Here is a 20,214-nt window from a genome sequence, read left to right on the forward strand (position 1 = left end):
ACTAATAAAAGCCAATTTCATCAATTTGATAATCGAATTTGGCTTGTTGCAGGCTAAACGCCACAATACTTAAGCTATTTAGGGTTTTAGGGTCTAGTGGTGTTTGTGCCGACCATGCGCGTTTCATGTCTTTGAAAGGCAATTTGACGGTATGAAATTGTCCATCTGCTTTGATCATGACCGGAAGTGCATGATAGTCGTAGTTATCAATCGCACTGCTATTGGCTGACACCGACAACATGCCTTGGTTGATTTTAACTTTTAAAACTATGCCCTGATATTGGCTGGCATCGAGCTGTTTGCCAAATTCGTTCAGTGGCAGTACCGAGCTTGCCCAGCCCGGTTGACCTCTAGGCGGCACAATATCGCCCTTTGCTGAAAGTAGGCCATTGTTGACGCTAATCTGGGTTTTGGTTTTACCGCCGGCGCTGGTGTCGTCAATAAAGAGTCTTTCAAAGCCCATATTGTTTTGTGAGGGCGAATTAAAATCATCGACCAGTGTTTGCGACTCTCCCGCCCAAGTGGCATGTGAAAAGCTAATTAGCAGGGTAAGTTTTACGATTTCTATAAAGTGTTTAAATGTCATGTTAGTGTGCTCTATGTTGATTATCGACTGCAAAAAGCCTGCGGCGTTTTTGCTTGGTTTAATCAATAAGTGCCGGGTGGTTCGAAAAGGTGACAAAATAAATCACAAAAAATTTTTTTAATTTTTGTTGTCACCTTTTCTGGAGAGCTGGCACTTATAAAAAGAAGATGATAAAAACAGGCTTGAGGCATGTTCGATACAGCAAAACAACATAAAACACTTGATGATGCAGCTTTGGTGATGGCCGCGCTTGGCGGTAATAAAAACGCTTTTTGCAAAATAGTAGCGCGCTACCAAACACTACTTTGTTCATTGGCCTATTCAGCCGTGGGCGATATCAAATACAGTGAAGACCTAGCGCAAGATGCATTTGTTGAGGCGTGGAGAAAGCTCGATACATTGCACGACCCAAATAAACTCAAGGCTTGGCTGTGTGGTATTCTTAAATTTAAGATAAGTCATCATTATCGCAAGCAGGCCTCAAGTGCAGAAAAGCACACTGAGCAGTTAGATAGCGCAGAGCATATTGGCGCTGAAAACGCTGAGCTTGAAGCCAACGCAATTTCAGCGCAGCAACAAGCATTGATGTGGCAAGTGCTTGAGCAGCTTGACGATACCTACCGTGCACCGCTGATTTTATTTTACCGAGAGCAGCAATCCGTTGAGCGTGTCGCCAGTGAACTGGATTTATCGGTCGACACCGTAAAGCAGCGCTTGTCGCGAGGTCGGAAGATGATGAAAGAGGTGGTTACTGATCTTGTTGAAGTATCGCTTAAACATTCAAAACCGGGTCTGGCCTTTACCTCTGCGGTGATGTCTGCGATCAGCGGTATTGCACCACCAGCTAAAGCAGCTGCAGGTTTCGGTGCTTTTAAAGCAGGCTCAGGGTTTAACTTTGCCAGCATCATGGCCGTGCTAGGCTCAGCATCTGGGGTTGTGAGTGCGTATTTTGGTTTGCGAGCCAGCCTTGATCAATCTCGCACTGAGCGAGAAAAAAGCTTAGTAAAAAAAAGCGTGTTCTTATTTATGTTCGTTGCTGCGCTGTTTGTTGGGGTTTTGTTATTACTCAAACCACTTGCTTATGCACAGCAAAATTATGTCGATGAAATTACCTTGGTCGCGCATCTTAGCGTATTTATGTTTGTTGCGGCTTATTTTTGGCTAGTGAAACACGCATTTAATGCAATGAAGCAATTAAGGGCGCAAGAGCGGCTTTTTAACCCTGATGCCTTTAGCGCAGAGCAAGATAAACCCATTGCCAAGCAAAGAGAGTATATTAGTCCCATTCGTCTATTCGGTGTGTCCCTGATCCATATGCAGTTTGCCATGCCTGAGCAAACCGACAACCCCGCCGTTGGTTGGATAGCTGGTGGGAGTAAAGCGTATGGGTTGCTGTTTGCATGGGGCGGGATTGCGGTCGCGCCCATTAGTGTTGGTATTATCTCGTTTGGCATTTTAAGTGTAGGGGCAGTAAGCATTGGGTTACTGGCCGCAGGCACGGTGGCCATAGGTGGTTTGGCATTTGGCGCCTCAGCCATTGGCTATCAGGCATTTTCATCTTTGTCTTCATTGGCATGGGAGGGGGCTGTGAGTGGTGGCTTTGCAGTTGCCGTAAACGGTGCCATTGGCGCAATTGCGTATGCTGAGCAAGCAAATAACGAACTCGCCGCGCAATTGACGAATTTATCTTTCATTAACCAGTATTATGCTTGGGTGCTTGCACTCATTGCGGTATTTGTGATTGTTCCTGCTGTGTGTCATTCGAATAAAGTCAGAACAAGAATGAGAAAAAGCGCGCTGAAATGATCAGCGCGTTTTTTAAGTTAAAACTCGTTATTTCTAGGCTTTTTCTCAAACAAGGCCAGCTGCAAAGCCTGCCAACATAAAGAAAGCAACCATCCAGATAATAGGCAGTTTTAGATGTTTCATTAAGTAAAAACCCACTAATACTAAGGCAATATCAAGCGGCTGTAGTACTGCACTAATAAATACAGGTTGATATAGCGCCGCAGCAAGTAGACCAACGACGGCAGCGTTTACGCCCGTTAAAGCGCCTGCAACCTTAGGCTTTTGCGCCAGCTGTTGCCAGTTCTTCAATACCGCTAATAATAATAAAAAGCCTGGAAGGAACACCGCCGCTGTGGCAATGAGTGCGCCTGCAATTGGGTTGCCTGGTAGTAGCTCATAGCCAATGTAAGTCGCGAAGGTGAACATAGGTCCAGGCACAGCTTGTGCGGCCGCGTAGCCCGTTAAAAATGCATCTTGGCTGAGCTGAGCTCCGACGATATTTTGCAGTAGCGGTAGTACCACATGGCCGCCACCAAATACCAAGCTACCCGCCTGATAAAAGTCATTAAACAAGCCAAGCTCTGGCGCGATGTGCGCAGCAAATGGTAACCCTAGTAATAAGCCGATAAATAAGATTAGCGGGACTAGATTCGGCTTGAAAGGGCTTGAATTTGCACCATTTGAGTGGCTTTTTTCTGATTGTAAAAACAGTGTGCCCAAGATAGCTGCAAAAACTAATACGGCGATTTGCATCATAATGCTTGGCATGACTAATATCGCGATTGCCGTGAGCAAGCACAAGCTTACCGATAGCGTGTTCTTACAGAAGTTTTTATACATACCCCAAGCAGCATAGGCAACCACTACCACGGCCAGTAGCTTCAAGCCATGCACCACATTTTGAAAAGCACTGGTATCCATGACTTGGCTTGAAAGTAAGGCTAAACCTATCATGATCAGAATAGATGGCAGGGTAAAACCTAAAAATGCCGCACAGGCTCCTATCAGGCCGCCGCGTTTATAACCCAGTGCAAAGCCGACTTGGCTAGAGCCCGGACCCGGTAAAAACTGGCTAAGCGCAACGATTTGCGCATATTCATTATCATCAAGCCACTTCATCTTTTCGACAAAGGTTTTTCGAAAATAGCCGATGTGAGCGGCTGGCCCGCCAAAGCTTATCCAGCCAAGCCAGAAAAAAGTTTTAAAAATAGAAAACATACGCAAGACGCAAAATACAAGGTTGTTATAAATATGCCCATAGTGTAAAAACTCACTTAGCATGATTCAAATTAATAGTATTTATGCTAACTATGAATGATTTGGGATTTATTAGCTGGAGTGAGCTAGAGAAATAAATGGGTAAAGAAGAATTGCAGTGGCGATATATTGATTTAAATCTGCTGGTGGCATTTTCATATCTGTATCGCCATCGTAGCGTCAGTATTGCCGCAGAGCATGCCTGTGTGAGCCAATCGGCAATGAGCCATAGTCTTGCTCGATTAAGACAGCTTTTAGGCGATGTATTATTCGAAAGAAAAGGGCATCAAATGTGCCCAACCGAGCGTGCCCACCAGATAGCGCCTAAAATCAGTGTATTACTCGATACCGTTTCTGGACAGATTTTGCAAAGTGAGCCATTTTCACCTAGTCATTATCAAGGTGTGTGCCGAATAGGGTTAACCGATTATGCCGAATTGATATTTGCGCCAGCGATTTATGATGCTATTCGAGCGCAAGCCCCTCATGCTCAGATCAGCTTGATAAATGTGAATCGCAGTAACTATGAGCAAATCTCTGAACAAGAAAAGCTCGACATCATTATCGGTAGTATACCGCTTTTAGCTGATGGGTTTAGCAGTCAACATTTATACACTGAACAGCATGTGTGTTTGGCTGATCTATCGGCTTTAGATCCATCTATTTTCTCAGCCGATGGTCAATTAAGTTTGCAGTCATTTACACAGGTTGAGCATGCTTTAGTGAGCCCCGACGGTAAGCTGGCAACACAAATTGATAAAACTTTGGCTGAGCATGGTTTATCACGACAAGTCACAGTAGCAAGTCGTAACTTTTTAACTGTTCAAACCTTGCTTAAAGGGCGCGCCTTGATAGCGATTGTACCGAAGAAGATGGCAGTTTTGGCTACCGAGCAAGCGGGGTTGTCGATGTTAGAGCCGCCGATTGCAGTTGCTGATTTTGATATTACGATGATCTGGCCTGAGGTGAAAAACCAAGATGACAAAAACCATTGGTTACGCAGTGTTTTAAACAAGGTGTTGGTATAAAAAAGGGCTTAAACCTAAGGTTTAAGGCGCCAACAAGGGAAGAGCAAAAAGGCTCTCAGCAAGGGTTACTGCATTAACTTAATTTCGATGTAACCAATATGCTTACCGGTTTGATGATGAATACCCTCAGCAAAATCTGTGTCGTCACGCTCGCTTGAAAGTAAAGTAATTGGCTCAGCAGGATCTGTAGCTAGGTTGCCAGAGCTAAAGCGCAGACCGCTATCACTGCCTGCATCATAGACTTTTAATTCAATAGTTTGGCTCTCAACCCATGTATTGTCATTAAATAAAGATAAGCTGTTAATGGCCACAAACCAATCAGGGCTCGGTGCTATCATCGACACCACACTTAAAAGCGGGAAGTCTTGGCTGGCTTCAAAGGTAAACGTCACACTTTGGCTGCCATTTGAGATCCCTGACTCATCAATTAAATAATTAGAATGACCTGCATTTTGTATGTCACTGATTTCATTTTTCAACGTACTTTTGCCACCCGTTTCAGCCATTAAAACAATACCTGGCGACGCTACCTCATCACGCTTGAAGATCCCCCCTTCTAAATTATGGGTAAGTCCTACAAGGGGAGAGAAGTGAGTGCCACTTGGGTAGTTGGTGGCAAAGTTAGCAGCTGTCCACTCTTGCGTAAAAGTGAGCTCGTAAGTCACTGTATCAGCAGGCGCTGTGCTTGCTGGTGTTGTCGTTGGCGTTGTTGTTTCAGGTGTAGAATTAGAACTTGAACCACCACCACACGCAGTTAAAAGGGTAAAGCTTAAAACAGTCGAAAATTGAATGAGTTTGTTCATAGCTACACTTGGGTTCATGTCATGTTTTTTACCAGACCTGAGACTATAGATATTTATTTCAAAAACTGTTTTATTTTTGTTCGAATTAAGCGTTCTTAACTTGAAGCATAGCGTTATAACTGATTAAATTCGTTAAAAATATTGTGGTAATTTAAGGGAGTTAAAAGTGAGACATATTTGTTTGGTTTTGCTGGTTTTTTGTTTGTTCGGATGTGGTGGTTTTGGTGAAAGTAATCAAGCTAGTACGCATATTATTGAACTGCAGTCTTCGGTTTTAGGAGAAAAGAGACGACTACATCTTCATTTACCCAAACAATATGCAGAGTCTCAACAAAAGTATCCTGTTTTATTTATGACTGATGGTCGAGCAAATCTCCAACATACAATCGCTTCTGTTGAGTTTTTATCATCGCAGGGTCTAATACCTGAGTTAATTATCGTCGGTATTGAAAGTAATCAAAACCGCACTCATAACCTTACCCCCACTTATCGCGAAGATAGTTTTGAGGTGCTCCCGATCGATGGTGCAATGCTGCTAAATCAAGATCCCGGCGGCGCTGAGGCGTTTTTAGACTTTATTGCTGATGAAGTTAAACCTTATGTTCAGAAGCACTATCGGGTTTCAGGTTATGATGTATTTGCAGGTCACTCTTTCGGTGGCTTATTTGCGGTTTACAGCTTAGTTAAACAACCAGATCTATTTGACGCTTTTATTGCGATTAGTCCAAGCCTTTGGTGGGATCATCAAGCTTGGCTGGGGCATTTAAAGTCGATACCTTTAAATAAATTAACAGATAAATCGATTTTCTTTGCTGTGGGTGAAGAGGGAGCATTGATGGAAGACCCTTATGAGCAAGTGAAGTTATATTTAAATAATCAGTCTATCGATGGGTTTAAGTTTTCAGCTAAGCGCTTTTTAGGAGAAAACCATAATAGTGTGGTTAATCAGGGCATGTATTTTGGTTTGAAATCAATATTCTCTGACTTTGCACTTACGCTTGCAAACACCGCACAAGGTGAGAAGAAGATTTTGGCACATCAAAAACTAGTAAAGGGTAAGTATGGGGTTAAACAGCACCTTGAAAGTCAGCTCGAAGCGTTAGCCTATGACGCTTTATTTGAAGATAAACAGCAGCTTTCAGTGTCATTGTTCGAATTAATTCTAAAGCGTGAACCCAGCACATTGTCAGCGTATATAGGCTTGGCTTCTATTTATGCAAAACAACAAAATTATAAAAAAGCCATAAGCGTATACGAAAGAGCCTTAAGCCAACCCAAATTGGCCATAGGTAGTCGGGGTCAGATCAATCATCATATAGCCGAGCTTGAAGCTAGGCTATTAAAGGCAAACTTATAATATAGGTCAGTTTGCTTGATGATAAGTGAGTCACCAAGCTTTAAGTTAAGCTTGTACGGTAAGCTGGTGGTGAATCGACTGCACCAGCTCTCTAGGTAGACAAAGTTGATTGGCTAGCGCCTCAAGGTATTGCCCTGAGATTGGCTGGTTTAAATCAATGGCGCTGACACTCGCGGCATAAACCTCAATGCCTGTTTGTCCGTCAGGCACTGATTGCACCAACTCAGAAAGTGTCATAGGTTTTCTTAACTCATCAAATAACATGGCTTTTTCGTTAACAGTCAACTCCATGGTTTCAACTTGCGCAAAGATTTTCTGACGCTCGGTTTCATCAATATGGCCATCAGCATAAGCCGCGGCTATCATGGCACGCATAATAATAAGTTGGCCTGAGCCCGACTCATCCTCCACCACTTGTTCAAAGCTTTGCTCCGGCATATAAGCAGGTGTGAAGTCAAAAGTACGACCTTGGTGAGCATGCGCTTGATTGTGGCTACGTTTATTCATGGCGTTGTCATAAGCGCGGCTATCGGCTTGCTGTTGCGCAGCTTTATTTTGCTCTGAATATTCTTTATAAGCTTTCCAAGCAAGACCGCCTACCGCAGCAAGTGCACCATATTTAACGGCTTTTTTCCCGGTTTTTTTACTTTTCTTACCGCTGACTAAGCTGGTTAAACCACCGCCGGCGACCCCCCTAAAAAGCCACTTAGAGCACCTGATTTGTTAAGACTACCAACGAGTTTTTGCAAGTCTTTCATATTTTGTCTCCTTCACGTTTACCTAAACTACTCCATAGGTAGATGTAGTTTGAGTATATCTGTGCTCAGATTAAGAGAAGCAACCTAAAATTAAAAGCCCATATTTGTTACAAAGCACGTCAATTTTTCAGTAACGTTTTAATTTTGTTGTACACGAATAATAACCGTTTGGCGGTGTGCCTTTTGTTTTGAGTAACGAGGTAAACGGGTTCCATGCTTGGCTTAGTGAGTTCATGAATATGAATTTTTTCAGGTTCTGCAAAACTTGCTACTGCACTTTGAGGTAGTGCTGTAAAGCCAAGCCCTATGCTCACTGGGGTTAAAATCAAGCCAATTTGGTTTGAAAAGCCACTTTCTTTTATGTCCTTAATATGCGTGAATTCAGCAAAGTTCGCTTTGAGCAGTTGATTAGCATGGTGATGCCCATCAGGGTGATTAATAAAACCAAGCTGCTTTAGAGTATCAAATGTAGCATTTTTGAATTTTGCGGGGAGTACCAATTGTAGTGGCTCTTGCGCAACTTCTTCTAAGTTCAGTAGGCTTGAGTTTGCATGTTCTGTGACTAAACCAATATCGATGTCACCTTGCTGCAACGCCTTAATAATGCAGCTGTTTGGCGCAAACTGATAGTGAATGATGAGCTCAGGAAATTGTGTTTGCAGCGATAATAGTTGTGGGTAGAGGCGTAAACCTATACTGCCTGGTGACATAATCTTAACCACGCCAACATGCTCTGAGTCTGTGGTTACTTTTTCTTTGAAGCTTTGCAAAGTGGCAACGATTGTCTTTGCTTCTTGATAGGTTTGCTCACCGGTTGGCGTAAGCACAAACCCTTTCACTGTTTTTTGAATAAGCGGTTCGCCCAACAGGTCTTCGAGCTTTCTGAGATGTTGGCTGACTGCCGACTGAGTAATAAAAAGCTGTTCAGCGGTTTTAGTGAAATGCTTGGTTTCGACGAGTGTGCAAAAGGTACGCAAGAAGACTGGGTTTATCATTAGTAGAGCTACTTAAAAATATAATAATTTATAATTTCAAATAATGATAGCCGATTGCGTAGACTATTTCCTGTACTTTACAGGAGAACATTATGAGCGCAGTTTACCCAAGAACCTTTTCACATATTGGAATTTCAGTTCCAGATCTGGAGCAAGCCGTTAAGTTTTATACTGAGGTGTTAGGTTGGTATTTGATTATGGAACCAACCGAAATCATAGAAGATGACAGTGCCATTGGTGAAATGTGTACTGATGTATTTGGTGCTGGATGGGAGCGTTTTCGCATCGCGCATTTGTCTACAGGTGATCGCATTGGTGTGGAGCTGTTTGAGTTTAAAAACCAACAAAACCCTGAAGATAATTTTGAATATTGGAAGACTGGGATCTTCCACTTCTGTGTACAAGACCCTAACGTTGAAGAACTATCTGAAAAAATCGTGGCTGCGGGTGGTAAAAAGCGTATGGAAAAACCGCGTTTCTATTATCCGGGTGAAAAGCCTTATCGCATGATTTATATGGAAGACCCGTTTGGCAACATATTAGAAATTTATAGCCATAGCTATGAACTGATCTATAGTGCCGGCGCTTATTAAATTATTAAGTTAACAAGCTAAACTTTAAAAGGCTTCTCAGAGCTTGAGAAACCTCAGACAGAAATTATGTAATGAAAATAGCTAGCTACTTGGCTTTTGAGTATGCAAAATAATTACAGTCAAACCAATGATGAAAAATAGCGCGCCACCTGAGAGCAAGAAAGGGTCGATAAAAATGTTCTCATTGAAAGAGAATTTACCTGCTGAAATTTTCTTCCAGCCCATAAAATGCTGATTAGCAGCGACTACTGCACCAAAGAACCCCAGCACTAACGCGAGATATTTTGTTAAAAAATGATGCACAAATGGCAAAATCACAATAATGCCAAGCAAACCGATAACAGTGCGTTGTGTTCGGCAATATGGACAAATATATACGGCACCCATTAATTCTACCGTCCAAGCAATGATGCTGACTGCAATGGCAAATAATCCCAGCCAATGACGTTTGGCGATGATGTTTTCTAATGTCAGTTGATTCATAACACTCTGTTTATAATCTTATTCAAAAAAGAGTGACAATATACCATATTTCTTTTGGGTCTAATTAATTCTTTTTAGTTATATGCGAGTTTTGCTCAATGAAGGTGTAAGTGAGGATTAAATAGAACAGCTACGATTATTGTGTATATCGTAGCTGTTTGGCTGTTTTATATGCTTATATTAGCGATTGATTTTACGCACTCTGAAGTTACGGCCTTTCATTTTACCTTCACCGATCACGCTTAACGCTTTTCCCGCAACTTTACGTTCAACAGCAACAAAAGAGGCCATGGCCGTCACTTTAATTTTACCGATTTGACTGCCTTTTAACGCATTATTCGCCGTTAAGGCACCTAAAATATCACCAGGGCGCAGCTTGGCTTTTTTGCCGCCATCAATTTGTAGTGTCACCATAGGTGCACGGGTAATCGGATTGTTAAACACGGCATCACTAGGCAGATCACTTGGCTCAATGGTGATATCTAAATAATCTTCTAAGGCATTTACTTTGTGAGACTCTTTATAACTCATCAGTGAGCATGCAATACCCGTATTACCAGCTCGGCCAGTACGGCCAACTCGGTGTACGTGTACTTCAGGGTCGTGGGCAATATGGTAGTTGATCACCATTTCAACATGGTCAACGTCAATACCGCGAGCTGCAACATCGGTGGCCACTAAAATGGTTAAGCTCTTATTAGCAAAGCGAACAAGCGTTCGGTCACGGTCTTTTTGTTCTAGGTCGCCATGAAGGGCGGCACTATCAAACCCAAGTTGTTGTAATTCATCACATACCGCTTGGCACTCAGCTTTGGTGTTAGCGAATATCACCGCTGACTTTGGTTGAAATTCAAGTAGTAGCTTTTGTACGGCATCTAAGCGCACATCGTTGTTGTCTACTTCATAGAAATATTGGGTGATGTTGCTGTGATCGTGGCTTGCTTCGACCGTCACTTTTTCTGGTGCAGTCATAACGTGCTTAGCAAGTTGCTCAATTTTTGGCGGGAATGTTGCACTAAATAGTAAGTTCTGACGTTTTGCTGGGCAGAGTTCAATAATGCATTCGATAGCGTCTTCAAAGCCCATTTCTAGCATGCGGTCAGCTTCATCAAGCACAAAGGTATTTACTTCACTTAAGTCTAAACGGCCTTTGCGTAAATGCTCCTCAATTCGACCAGGTGTGCCAACAACAATATGGGCGCCATGTTCAAGAGAGCCAATTTGTGGGCCCATCGGTGCACCGCCGCATAGAGTGAGTACTTTGATATTGTGAATAGCACGGGCAAGTTTGCGGATTTCAATAGCAACTTGGTCAGCTAATTCACGCGTCGGGCATACGACCAGCGCTTGCACACGAAAACGTTTTACGTTCAGGTTATGCAATAAACCTAAAGAAAATGCGGCCGTTTTACCTGAACCTGTTTTGCCCTGACCAATTACATCTTTGCCTGCTAAAATTAATGGCAGTGTTTGTGCTTGAATGTCAGTCATGTGCTGATAACCCAATGATTCTAGGTTGTCTAACAAATCGTGAGAAAGGGATGTTTGAGAAAATAGCTGTTGCGTCAAGGTCAGGCTCTTTGAATTACTAAAATTGATTTGCGAGAGTATAGCATGGCTTGAGACTCTGGCTTAGCTAGTTTATTGTTGAGTAATTAACCTATTTGATACCATATTTTTTACAAGGGAGTTCAGCTATGCGTGCTGCAATAAATAAATGGGGGATTAAGTTTTTAGCGGGAGCTTTTCCTGCTAACAAACCTACCTTGATAACGGGTAATGGCGCAATGCTCAAACTGGCTAAGCTCATGGTATGTAGTGGTGTACGTCGCCCACTGATCATTGCCGATGGCTTTATGACGCAAAACGATAATCTGTCTGCATTGACGCAGTTGCTAAAAGATGCCAAATGTCAGTTTACAATTTTTGACGAAGTTGTGCCGAATCCGACCATGCTAGAAGTCGAAAACAGCGTGACAATGGCTCAGAGTATTCAGGCTGATGGTATATTTGTCGTAGGCGGGGGCTCAGCGATTGATATTGCCAAAGTGGTTGCGGCGACGCTTACTAATGGCAACAAACCCAAAAAACTCATTGGCATGATGCGGGTAAGGAACAAACCCCTGCCTTTGTTTGCGGTGCCAACTACGTCAGGTACTGGCTCTGAAGTCACCGTTGCTGCGGTGATCTCTGACCCAGTATCACATCAAAAAGCGTTTTTCTTAGACCCTTATTTTGTGCCACTTGCGGCAGGACTCGATACTGATTTACTCGCCTCATTACCGCCAGCGATCACAGCTTATACCGGCATGGACGCACTGACTCATGCCATTGAAGCTTATATTGCGCGGGTGCATTTTAATGATGCACAGAGTGATGCCTTAACTGCGATTCGTTTATTGCTCGAGTATTTACCTCGTGCTTATAAAAATGGTACAGATTTAGAAGCACGCGAAATGGTCGCGCTTGCCTCGTTTATGGCGGGTTATGCGTTTAGTAAACAAGGCTTGGGCTATGTGCATGCCATCTCTCATCAGCTCAGTGCCCATTATAATACGCCCCATGGTTTAGCTAACGCCGTGGTGTTACCGAGAGTATTAAGATTCAATAAACCACATTGTTTAAATCAACTGGCCGAAATAGAAAGTGCAATTTCAGGGGGGGGCTCAGACTTGCCCGAACTGCAGTTGGCACATAGTTTTATTAAACGGATCGATCAATTGTCTGATGCGCTACAAATAGACAAGTCTCTAGATAGTCTTTTAGAAAAAGACTTTTTCAAGATAGCGAAACAGGCACTGCGCGAAGCGAACGATTCTTACTCTGTGCCCAAAGTGATGAAACTTAATCAAGTAATTCGAATTTTAGATGCGGTAAAAGCCGGTGAGAGAGAAGTAGCTTTTTAGAAAAGCATTGAGTTAGGAGGCAGTATAGCCCCCTATGTTTTGATTATGAGCTTTTAGCTAGTTTGCTAATACATCGCCTAGTGCAACTGGCACTGAAGTTTGCTCTTTAATCGCATTTAAAACTGTGACCAGTGTATTGTGTTGGCTGCTTTCATGTGCTCTAACACTGATAGCGGTAATGTCAGCATTGGCAGCAAGTTTGGCGATATTTACATTAATTGCATCAATTTCAACTTGGCGATTATTTAGATACACCTTGTTGCTTGCATCTATGATGAACTGTGGGGTCACTTTAGGTGTGACAGACAATGTCGGTGAGTTGTTTCGTTCGATGTCTAATACAGCTTCTTTGTTAAAGCTGGCGGTTACAATAAAAAAGATTAATAAGATGAAAACAATGTCTAGCATTGGATTCATGTCTACGCTGAGGTTTTCTTGCATGTGTGCTTTGGCTGTTTTTATCATTTCATTATCTCCATGTTGTTTCAATATTCAGCCTAGACCACGCTTGTAACCTCACCTTTAATCTATTGTTAATATTTACAATTTTTCACAAAATGTATAAGTAGAAGAAAAGTGGCAAGAAAAAAGGGTCAACCTAGTGGTTAACCCTTTTTGTTATTATTGTTCAATTTTTAAAGTAAGTGCTTATTTATAGTTGATAGGTCACTTTGCCTTTTAAGTCTGCAACATTTTTAATGGTTGTTTGCCCTTTAATTTGTGCAAATGGTTTGTCTTGGTAATTAGCACCACGCAGCTGCACGTTAATACGAGATGCTTTCGGGTTGGCAAGCGTTTCGTTATAAAACTGCTTGATATCAGCTAATTCAACTTTTTGCACTTCAGCAATCATTTGTTGTTTTGAGTCGTATTGCCAGTTCTCTTTGTACCAATCAGAGAAAATTGGCGACACTTCGTCATACATATTCTTAGGTGCTTCAGTTAGACCCACTAATACACCTTGTTTGATGGCAGCGAATTGCTCTGGAGTTAACGCATCAAGTTTGGCTTTGTATTCAACTCTGAAGTCGTCGAAGCGCTTCTGAGCTTGAACTAAATCCATCACAGGCGATTGAATATATAAGCCAATACTTGCGAAGTCATCGACAGGGTAATAGAAAGCACCCACAGCATAAGCTAGCTGCTCTTCTGTTCTTAATTGGTTAAACGCTTCGTGACTGAAATGTTTTGCTAACACACTGGCAATGGCTTTTTGCTTAAAGCCTGCTTTGCGGTGCACATGAATGTCTAATAAACCATTGTCTGCTGCGGCGGTATCTTTTTGATAACTTAATACTTGCTGAGGCAATGGTGCGATTGTTTTGGTTTTAGCGAACTCAGTTTGCTTGTGCTCACTGCCAAGTGTTTTGCTAATAGCATCGGCGATTTGTTCTAAATCTGCTTGATTGTAGTTACCAAAAGCAAATACACGAGGTTGATTTGCTGAAAGGGCTTCTTCAATATTTGCCTTGAATGTTGCAACCGTTAAGTTGTTTGCCGCAGCAATGAGAGCGTCATCTTCAAAACCATTTGCTTCAGTTAAGTTACGAAGTGCAGGGAATAACTGACGAACGGTAAATTGCTTTTGAGCATTGTTTATACCACGTACAAAGCGATCTTTTGCTTGTGCGAAGTTGGTTTCATTAACTTCAGGCATTAAATCTGACAACAGTTCATTCAGTAATAAATATTGTTTATCAGTGAAACCATTAAGTAATAGACTGATACCATTATTATTTGAACCTCGAGTGCTGATCCCAGCAACACTCGCTTCAGCTTGTAATAAGCTTTGCTGTAGGTTAAATAAATCAGACCAAAGCGCCAGAGCAACTTGTGTGTCGATTTCTGCATTAGCCTCGCCTGCATTAAGGTCTATTTTTAAAATACCCTTGGGTTGTTCCGCGAATAGCTGACTTGGGTAATGCCATACTTTAACCCCCGACTTTTCAACTTTTAACTCAGCGGAAGATTGCTTCATACCCGCAGTTTTTAAGTCAAAGTTTTCTGGCAATAAACGATTCACTTTAGGTAAATTGAGAGCCAGTTTGGTTGGTTTTTTCCAGCTAGCCATTTCTTCTGCTGAGATGTCTGCAATGCGATATTCACCAGCATAAAAGTGTTGTTTCTCTTCGACTTTCTCATCTTTGCTGGTATACCAAATACGCAGTGTCTCAGGTGTTAACTGAGCAAGTACTTGTTTTATGGCATCCGCATTAAATTGGCCAAAATAGTAAGGGGCATTAATACTGTAATTGATAGGGTAATCTTGCATGCTATTTACTAGCTGTGCCGCATAACTGAACTCGTCGATTTTTTGCAAGAAGCGGAATTGATTATCAAGTGAAGTTTTGATCTCTTGATAGTATTTCTCATCAATACCATTTTCTTTAACTAGCTCAATGTATTGCATAATAATGGCGACAATCTCGTCACGATTTTGCATACCTTGATCGGTTAAATTAACGGTTATCGACATTTCACCATAGTTACCATAATGGTTTGGCGAGTCGCCAGCATTGAGTGAGCTTATCCAGCCACGCTCTTTTAACAGTTGCGCGGGTGTACCCGGCATTTCAGAGCCAAGCAGGTAAGAAACAAAGTAGTTTGGTTTATATTTAAATTGGTCTTGGTTATTACTGATCGTGAAGTCGAGTTTTAACTGTTTTAAGTCTTGATTAGGCTTGTAGTAAATTTTCTTACCACCTAGCTCAGCAAAATTTATTTCTTGCTTAACTTGTGGCTTTTCAATGCCTTTATCTTTAATAGGGGCAAAGTGTTTTTTCGCTAACTTTTCCATTTCATCCAGCGAAGCATTACTGATCAGCGCCACTTTCATAATGTTTGCAGAGTAATATTTATTATAAAAGTCGACCGTTTCTTGGTGCAGATTGCTGTTTTCTTTATCACCGAGTGTTTCTAAATTACCAATTAAGAAGCGGTTTGCTGGGTGCTCGCCCATCATGGCGCGAGACAGTTTAAATTGACCGAAAAAGTCCATTTCGCGACGCATTGACCATTCTGCGTTTACTGCGTTGATTTCTTTTTCAGTATATTCAGGATACAGCTTAGGCGATTTGAAGAAATCAGAGAAGCGGTCAAGGGCTTGGTCGTAAGCGTCGTTATTCACCTTAAACATGTAGTTGGTGTATGTCATCCAAGTAGATGCATTAGATGTACCACCATTTTGAGTTAAAAACTCATTGTATTCATTGGTGTCAGGGTATTTCTCTGAGCCTAAAAATAGCAAGTGCTCAAGGTAGTGAGCCATACCTTGCTGAGTCATAGGATCTTGTAAAAGGCCAACACCCACATTTAATGCAGCTGCTGATTTTTCTGTACTTGGATCGGATACCAAGATGACTTCAATATTATTTTCAAGTTTTAGTGTTCTGTAATCTCTTTGGTCATTTGGGCTAACCGCAAGTGTATTGAGAGGCGCTAGGGAATTTGTTGCGCTGGTTTGCGAATTATTGTTCGACGTTTGCGAGCACGCTGCGAGTGCTAAAGCGAGAGCACTAATGGCAAATGCTTTTTTCATTAGGTGTTGTCCTTTGAAATATACAGTTTTTGAATTATTGAGTTTACGTGCAAGCTTGAGATTAATCATCAGTTTGCTTGCGCGGAATGTAAAGCGATGTAACTACAGGAGGAAAAACTATGCAGTTACAGCTTACATTGCTTTATTTGTTAATCGTTCACACCAGCTATATCACCTCTGCGAACAGGGTAGCCTAAGTGCATCCAGCCGAATATGCCTTCCCACAATACGGCAGTGCGAGTATAACCTCGAGCGCGCAAACGATTGATTGTGTGATCCGCGGCTGCACGGGGACAAGAGCAATATGCGACAATTTGTACGTCTTTAGGAATACCCGCTACGGTTTCATCTAAATCGGCATAGTAAGGGAAGGGGATGGCCCCTTCGATATGTGCGGTTTGCCAAACAGAAGTGACTCGAGTGTCGAGTAGCACCATTTTCTTTTTGGCGTTCAGAGCATCATTGAGATCTTTTGACAGTACATACATACCATCTTTTAAGTCAAAATTAGGGTCGTCTCCGTGTTTATTGACAATATAATCTTTGGGTTCAGGCAGTGCCCTAAGCACCGGCTTTTCTTCTACTAACCCCATAGACTTACTGCGTAAGAATGCAGTTATATTGTCGATATCAGCAGCTGAAAGCGTATTTTTGAAAGCCTGCATAGGCGTCCCTTGTCGACCTTCTTGAATGGCGTAGCGAATAAACTCATCAGTATTATGTGCAAGTGCAGATTGGTTCATTAATGCTGGGCCTGTGATCCCTTCACCTTGCTTGCCATGACAGCTTGCGCAGGTTTCTTGGTAAACCTTTTCTCCTCGTTTAATGTCACCTAGTACTGGATTTGTTGAGAACTTTAGACGGTCGTAACCTGCTTGTTCAAATAACCAATAAGTGAGGTTCCATGTTTCGGCTAGTGTCATAGGGCCGCCGACTTCATTTAAATATCCACCCATGGCAGTGCCTTCTCGGCCATATTGCATTGGTCTGAGGATCTGGTGGGCAACACCAGACTCCATTAAGCTTTTACTTCTAAGTGAAGGGGCGTGATCGTTTTTATGGCCTTCACGGTTTTCACCATGGCAAAGTGCGCAGTACTTTTGATAGTTGCTGGCTGCGACGCGAGACTGTTCAGCGGTAAGCTTTCGAGGAGGAGAGCGACGTTCACGTTCTTGGCTAAAGGCCATATTTGATAACAGCGTAATGGTTATAAGGGCGCTTGCTAACAACCCGTTAGATATTTTAGACATAGCCAACCTTGCAGAGTAATGACGGTCTTTCGAGCATAAAGCCTGATAAAAATGATTGCTAGCCAAATACAAATCTCGTAACAATTTGCTTTGTTCATGATTTTTTATGGCGCGAGGTCAGATCCTGTCTATACTGAGATTAGCAATGAGTAAGGAGCGTCAAATGAAACAACAAAACTTAGCTATTTTAGTAACTTGTTTGGCTGCGGGCTTATTTGCTTGTTCTCAAGCTGAACTTGTATCTGTCAGTGAATGTGACAAAGTAGTTGCTCATGCTCAAACCATTCTTAAAGAAAACGCGCCAAGTAAAGCGGATATGCTAAAGCAATGTAAAGCAGCCACAGACGAAGCAAGAGGGTGTGTTTTAGCCTCAGATAAGCCAATGAAATTATTAAAATGTGACTTTTAAGCCATATTTTTACTCTGCCCAGGGCCACCTTGCAAGTTGTCTCGCAAGGTGGTTTTTTATGAATCTATCGCTTTTAGCTGGCTTATTCACTTGTATCATCACTGTCTAGAACATTGAATACTCCAAATGCCTCTAACCCTTCGAAGAGTAGGTACAACCCCCAACCAAGAAATACCCACCAAACCCAGCTATGATTTTGTGTTGACGTAATATTAATGACGATTAATGAAAACATGACCACAACAAAATATATCAAATGTGAAATAAATGCTTTTTGCGATTGGGACCAATTATAGATAGGTGTATCTGGCTGAGTTAGTTGTATCACTTCAACGCCTAGTGCATCAGCCAGTGCTTTTAAAGTTGTGAGATTGGCCGTTTTGCCGTTTTCTATTCGTTGTAGAGTTCGAACGCTGATATTGCTTTGCTCAGATAACACTTCTTGCGACCAACCTTTTTGAATACGTAATTGCTTTAAAGACATACAGTAACCTCAGATATTCCGTGAGTACCCAATTTAAAACAAGTTTAAGGGTAAAAGCCACGTCATTGACCAGACAAGTCTATGAAATCTGTATAAGTAAGATTATTTAAGTAAGAAAAGTTAAGTCTTTATTGTTAATGGTATTGCTCCGATCGTTCGATGATTTCAATTTCATAACCATCTGGATCAGTAATAAAGAAGAACTTAGCAACTAGCTCATCATCATTGTAAAACGACTTTACTGGGCGAGGACGATAACCTAATTGAGCGGCTTTTTGATGAAGAGACTCGATATTTTGTGCACTAAATGCCAAGTGACCATAGCCATCGCCAAGAATATAAGGTTGCGTTTTATCATGATTAACTGTGAGTTCAAGTTCAAAGTCACTCTCATCATTGCCTAAATAATGTAAGTCAAATCCTTTAAAATTTAAGCTTCGTTTTACTTCTAAGTTGAGTATATCTTGATAGAATTGCGTCGATTTTTCTGCATTCATGACTCGTATCATACTGTGGATCATTTTTGCCATATTAAGGGGCCTCTTTCATTATGTGTGAACTCTACTCATCTCAGCCGCAAGACTTGTATGAAACAACTAAGCGCTCAGTTCGCATTCAAGGAGTTGTTACCAGTATTTCTTTAGAAAATCAGGTGTGGCAGTTACTAGAGCAGATAGCGAGTACTGAAAACCGATCTGTGGCAGATTTTATTTCAACCCTTTATCAAGAAGTGATTGAACGCCATGGTAGTGTGAAGAACCTAGCTTCAATGCTGCGAGTTACCTGTTTGACTTATGCGCTTAATAATAAATAAACTACCAGCGCAGTAGGTAGTACTCGAATACTACATCGCTATTTTATGTATGAATTGATCTAAATTAACGGTTTGTTCATCTTGCTCGCCCTATTTTTAATCTGCTTATAAAAAGTAATCACTAACTTGTTCAGGAATGACCAGAAACTTGAATAAAAGTAATACTAAATAATTGTGTGCAATATTCTATCTAATTCTAAGGTTTGGTTTTTTTGTAAATACTAAGGCATAAAGGTGGGTAAGCGCATAGCGGTTGTTATCCTTACAAGTTGTTTCCTTAGTTGCATGTGGTGGTGGCAATGAAGCAAACACGAGTAAGGATACATCAATATCAACCCCCTCAAATCAACCAGTTACTGATAGTGGTAATGAAACGGGAAAAGATACAAGTAGTGAAGGCGTCAATAATGACACCAATAACGACAGTAATACCGACACAGAACAAAACCAAGGTGACGATAATTTAGCCTCAGACGAAGATAATCAAGGCCCGGTTATCAGCGTGCTTACACCTTCTGAGGTTAAGCATGGTCAAAGTATAGAGTTAACAGCCAGTGCCACTGACCCCGGAGGTGGTCCTCTTAGTTATGTATGGCAACAACTTTCTGGGCAGCCTGTCACTTTGTCTGCAGAGCAGTCTCTTTCTTTTATCATTCCTGAAGCAAATAGTGGCTACGATGAGGTTTATCGCTTTTCACTAACCGTCAGTGATGAGTTTGGTGCGCAATCCAAGCAAGAGTTTGAGTTTGTTGCGAAAACTTTAATGGATACAGTGCAAGCCTCACGGCTACTTCATCAAGCTGGGATTGGTCCTACTTACTCAGAGATTCTTGCTGCAGAGGGTATGAGTGCCCAAGACTGGATTGAAGCTCAAATTCAGTTACCCATAACTTATCATGTCGATTATCTAGAAAATTATCTTGACAGAGATTACCCAAGGCAGATAAATCGTATTGACACAGCATCTCAACGGGCCCAGAGACACTAGAGGTGGTCGACTTATTCCCGAAGTTGCCAACGAACAATATTTCGCAACCTTAGCAAAATGGTTTGACGTGCCAGATTCTGAGTTGGTGGATATTTTTCCAAACTTAGCGAACTTTAATCAGCACACGCTGAATTTCATTTAAAATCACTAGCTGAGATTTTCTAAAAGCTATTGTCT

At 41.8% G+C, this 20,214-nt stretch carries 20 protein-coding genes and 1 pseudogene; 9 read left to right on the forward strand and 12 right to left on the reverse strand.

The genetic code is table 11. From position 1 onward, the window contains the following. Window position 1 precedes the first annotated feature (1 nt). Window positions 2-586 (reverse strand): CIA30 family protein, encoded by a 585-nt coding sequence (locus CWB72_RS02400; protein ID WP_138628986.1) that lies wholly within the window; start codon window positions 584-586, stop codon window positions 2-4. Between the two features lie 189 nt (window positions 587-775). Here CWB72_RS02400 and CWB72_RS02405 point away from each other — a divergent pair, with 189 nt between their 5' ends. Further along, window positions 776-2,392, forward strand: a complete 1,617-nt coding sequence (locus CWB72_RS02405) for an RNA polymerase sigma factor (protein ID WP_138628988.1) — start codon at window positions 776-778, stop codon at window positions 2,390-2,392. 45 nt (window positions 2,393-2,437) lie between these two features. On the opposite strand, the gene chrA is transcribed toward CWB72_RS02405, so the two are convergent. Beyond that, complete coding sequence (gene chrA / locus CWB72_RS02410) at window positions 2,438-3,592, reverse strand: chromate efflux transporter (protein WP_138628990.1); 1,155 nt, start codon at window positions 3,590-3,592, stop codon at window positions 2,438-2,440. Between the two features lie 137 nt (window positions 3,593-3,729). On the opposite strand from chrA, the gene CWB72_RS02415 reads away from it, so the two are divergent. After that, window positions 3,730-4,659 carry a LysR family transcriptional regulator gene (locus CWB72_RS02415; protein ID WP_138628992.1) on the forward strand — a complete coding sequence of 310 codons (930 nt, stop codon included), beginning with the start codon at window positions 3,730-3,732 and terminating at the stop codon, window positions 4,657-4,659. A gap of 65 nt (window positions 4,660-4,724) precedes the next feature. Here the strand turns inward: CWB72_RS02415 and CWB72_RS02420 are convergent, their stop codons facing one another. Continuing rightward, a complete protein-coding gene (locus CWB72_RS02420; RefSeq protein ID WP_138628994.1) occupies window positions 4,725-5,462 on the reverse strand; it encodes a spondin domain-containing protein in 738 nt (245 codons plus the stop codon). A 166-nt stretch (window positions 5,463-5,628) separates the two neighbouring features. Between CWB72_RS02420 and CWB72_RS02425 the strand changes: the two genes are divergently transcribed. Continuing rightward, a complete protein-coding gene (locus CWB72_RS02425; RefSeq protein WP_138628996.1) occupies window positions 5,629-6,819 on the forward strand; it encodes an alpha/beta hydrolase-fold protein in 1,191 nt (396 codons plus the stop codon). A gap of 45 nt (window positions 6,820-6,864) precedes the next feature. On the opposite strand, the gene CWB72_RS02430 is transcribed toward CWB72_RS02425, so the two are convergent. Both CWB72_RS02430 and CWB72_RS02435 read right to left on the reverse strand, forming a co-directional pair. Next, the gene (locus CWB72_RS02430) at window positions 6,865-7,539 is read right to left on the reverse strand and encodes a tellurite resistance TerB family protein (protein ID WP_252371480.1); all 675 of its coding nucleotides are present in this window, start codon (window positions 7,537-7,539) and stop codon (window positions 6,865-6,867) included. 157 nt (window positions 7,540-7,696) lie between these two features. Next, on the reverse strand, window positions 7,697-8,572 hold the full coding sequence (locus tag CWB72_RS02435) for a LysR family transcriptional regulator (RefSeq protein WP_138628998.1): 876 nt from the start codon (window positions 8,570-8,572) through the stop codon (window positions 7,697-7,699). Window positions 8,573-8,664: 92 nt separating this feature from the next. Between CWB72_RS02435 and CWB72_RS02440 the strand changes: the two genes are divergently transcribed. Beyond that, window positions 8,665-9,165, forward strand: coding sequence for a lactoylglutathione lyase family protein (locus tag CWB72_RS02440; protein WP_138629000.1), 501 nt, complete (start codon window positions 8,665-8,667; stop codon window positions 9,163-9,165). An 81-nt stretch (window positions 9,166-9,246) separates the two neighbouring features. On the opposite strand, the gene CWB72_RS02445 is transcribed toward CWB72_RS02440, so the two are convergent. Further along, window positions 9,247-9,648: a disulfide bond formation protein B gene (locus CWB72_RS02445; protein WP_138629002.1), complete on the reverse strand. Its 402-nt coding sequence runs from the start codon at window positions 9,646-9,648 to the stop codon at window positions 9,247-9,249. A gap of 180 nt (window positions 9,649-9,828) precedes the next feature. Then, window positions 9,829-11,217, reverse strand: a complete 1,389-nt coding sequence (gene dbpA / locus CWB72_RS02450) for an ATP-dependent RNA helicase DbpA (RefSeq protein ID WP_138629004.1) — start codon at window positions 11,215-11,217, stop codon at window positions 9,829-9,831. Window positions 11,218-11,345: 128 nt separating this feature from the next. Here dbpA and CWB72_RS02455 point away from each other — a divergent pair, with 128 nt between their 5' ends. Beyond that, complete coding sequence (locus tag CWB72_RS02455) at window positions 11,346-12,554, forward strand: iron-containing alcohol dehydrogenase (RefSeq protein WP_138629006.1); 1,209 nt, start codon at window positions 11,346-11,348, stop codon at window positions 12,552-12,554. Between the two features lie 57 nt (window positions 12,555-12,611). Here the strand turns inward: CWB72_RS02455 and CWB72_RS02460 are convergent, their stop codons facing one another. The 3 genes from CWB72_RS02460 to CWB72_RS02470 form a co-directional block, all read right to left on the reverse strand. Further along, window positions 12,612-13,019, reverse strand: a complete 408-nt coding sequence (locus CWB72_RS02460) for an ExbD/TolR family protein (RefSeq protein WP_138629008.1) — start codon at window positions 13,017-13,019, stop codon at window positions 12,612-12,614. 187 nt (window positions 13,020-13,206) lie between these two features. Further along, window positions 13,207-16,092, reverse strand: coding sequence for an insulinase family protein (locus CWB72_RS02465; RefSeq protein WP_138629010.1), 2,886 nt, complete (start codon window positions 16,090-16,092; stop codon window positions 13,207-13,209). Window positions 16,093-16,241: 149 nt separating this feature from the next. Then, a complete protein-coding gene (locus CWB72_RS02470) occupies window positions 16,242-17,342 on the reverse strand; it encodes a c-type cytochrome (protein WP_138629012.1) in 1,101 nt (366 codons plus the stop codon). A 163-nt stretch (window positions 17,343-17,505) separates the two neighbouring features. Between CWB72_RS02470 and CWB72_RS02475 the strand changes: the two genes are divergently transcribed. After that, window positions 17,506-17,751, forward strand: coding sequence for a hypothetical protein (locus CWB72_RS02475; protein WP_138629014.1), 246 nt, complete (start codon window positions 17,506-17,508; stop codon window positions 17,749-17,751). An 82-nt stretch (window positions 17,752-17,833) separates the two neighbouring features. Here CWB72_RS02475 and CWB72_RS02480 read toward each other — a convergent pair whose 3' ends face one another. Both CWB72_RS02480 and CWB72_RS02485 read right to left on the reverse strand, forming a co-directional pair. After that, window positions 17,834-18,235, reverse strand: a complete 402-nt coding sequence (locus CWB72_RS02480; RefSeq protein WP_138629016.1) for a helix-turn-helix domain-containing protein — start codon at window positions 18,233-18,235, stop codon at window positions 17,834-17,836. A gap of 134 nt (window positions 18,236-18,369) precedes the next feature. Then, a complete protein-coding gene (locus CWB72_RS02485) occupies window positions 18,370-18,765 on the reverse strand; it encodes a VOC family protein (RefSeq protein ID WP_138629018.1) in 396 nt (131 codons plus the stop codon). Window positions 18,766-18,785: 20 nt separating this feature from the next. Here CWB72_RS02485 and CWB72_RS02490 point away from each other — a divergent pair, with 20 nt between their 5' ends. The 3 genes and pseudogenes from CWB72_RS02490 to CWB72_RS21085 form a co-directional block, all read left to right on the forward strand. Next, window positions 18,786-19,049 (forward strand): ribbon-helix-helix domain-containing protein, encoded by a 264-nt coding sequence (locus CWB72_RS02490; RefSeq protein ID WP_138629020.1) that lies wholly within the window; start codon window positions 18,786-18,788, stop codon window positions 19,047-19,049. A 253-nt stretch (window positions 19,050-19,302) separates the two neighbouring features. Beyond that, complete coding sequence (locus CWB72_RS02495) at window positions 19,303-20,037, forward strand: PKD domain-containing protein (RefSeq protein ID WP_138629022.1); 735 nt, start codon at window positions 19,303-19,305, stop codon at window positions 20,035-20,037. Continuing rightward, window positions 20,000-20,179: pseudogene (locus tag CWB72_RS21085) on the forward strand (DUF1501 domain-containing protein); the annotation flags it as partial. The gene CWB72_RS02495 and the pseudogene CWB72_RS21085, both read left to right, overlap by 38 nt. Window positions 20,180-20,214 lie beyond the last annotated feature (35 nt).

It is taken from the genome of Pseudoalteromonas phenolica (genome assembly GCF_005886345.1).
GTDB lineage: Bacteria > Pseudomonadota > Gammaproteobacteria > Enterobacterales > Alteromonadaceae > Pseudoalteromonas > Pseudoalteromonas phenolica_A.

Excerpts from the sequence above, each read along its gene's own strand:
- CWB72_RS02445 (WP_138629002.1), bottom strand. The coding sequence starts at position 9,648 with ATGAATCAACTGACATTAGAAAACATCATCGCCAAACGTCATTGGCTG.
- CWB72_RS02415 (WP_138628992.1), top strand. The coding sequence starts at position 3,730 with ATGGGTAAAGAAGAATTGCAGTGGCGATATATTGATTTAAATCTGCTG.
- CWB72_RS02440 (WP_138629000.1), top strand. The coding sequence starts at position 8,665 with ATGAGCGCAGTTTACCCAAGAACCTTTTCACATATTGGAATTTCAGTT.
- CWB72_RS02465 (WP_138629010.1), bottom strand. The coding sequence starts at position 16,092 with ATGAAAAAAGCATTTGCCATTAGTGCTCTCGCTTTAGCACTCGCAGCG.
- CWB72_RS02475 (WP_138629014.1), top strand. The coding sequence starts at position 17,506 with ATGAAACAACAAAACTTAGCTATTTTAGTAACTTGTTTGGCTGCGGGC.
- CWB72_RS02490 (WP_138629020.1), top strand. The coding sequence starts at position 18,786 with ATGTGTGAACTCTACTCATCTCAGCCGCAAGACTTGTATGAAACAACT.
- CWB72_RS02455 (WP_138629006.1), top strand. The coding sequence starts at position 11,346 with ATGCGTGCTGCAATAAATAAATGGGGGATTAAGTTTTTAGCGGGAGCT.
- CWB72_RS02460 (WP_138629008.1), bottom strand. The coding sequence starts at position 13,019 with ATGATAAAAACAGCCAAAGCACACATGCAAGAAAACCTCAGCGTAGAC.
- CWB72_RS02485 (WP_138629018.1), bottom strand. The coding sequence starts at position 18,765 with ATGGCAAAAATGATCCACAGTATGATACGAGTCATGAATGCAGAAAAA.
- CWB72_RS02405 (WP_138628988.1), top strand. The coding sequence starts at position 776 with ATGTTCGATACAGCAAAACAACATAAAACACTTGATGATGCAGCTTTG.
- CWB72_RS02470 (WP_138629012.1), bottom strand. The coding sequence starts at position 17,342 with ATGTCTAAAATATCTAACGGGTTGTTAGCAAGCGCCCTTATAACCATT.
- CWB72_RS02435 (WP_138628998.1), bottom strand. The coding sequence starts at position 8,572 with ATGATAAACCCAGTCTTCTTGCGTACCTTTTGCACACTCGTCGAAACC.
- CWB72_RS02480 (WP_138629016.1), bottom strand. The coding sequence starts at position 18,235 with ATGTCTTTAAAGCAATTACGTATTCAAAAAGGTTGGTCGCAAGAAGTG.
- chrA (WP_138628990.1), bottom strand. The coding sequence starts at position 3,592 with ATGTTTTCTATTTTTAAAACTTTTTTCTGGCTTGGCTGGATAAGCTTT.
- CWB72_RS02420 (WP_138628994.1), bottom strand. The coding sequence starts at position 5,462 with ATGAACAAACTCATTCAATTTTCGACTGTTTTAAGCTTTACCCTTTTA.
- CWB72_RS02400 (WP_138628986.1), bottom strand. The coding sequence starts at position 586 with ATGACATTTAAACACTTTATAGAAATCGTAAAACTTACCCTGCTAATT.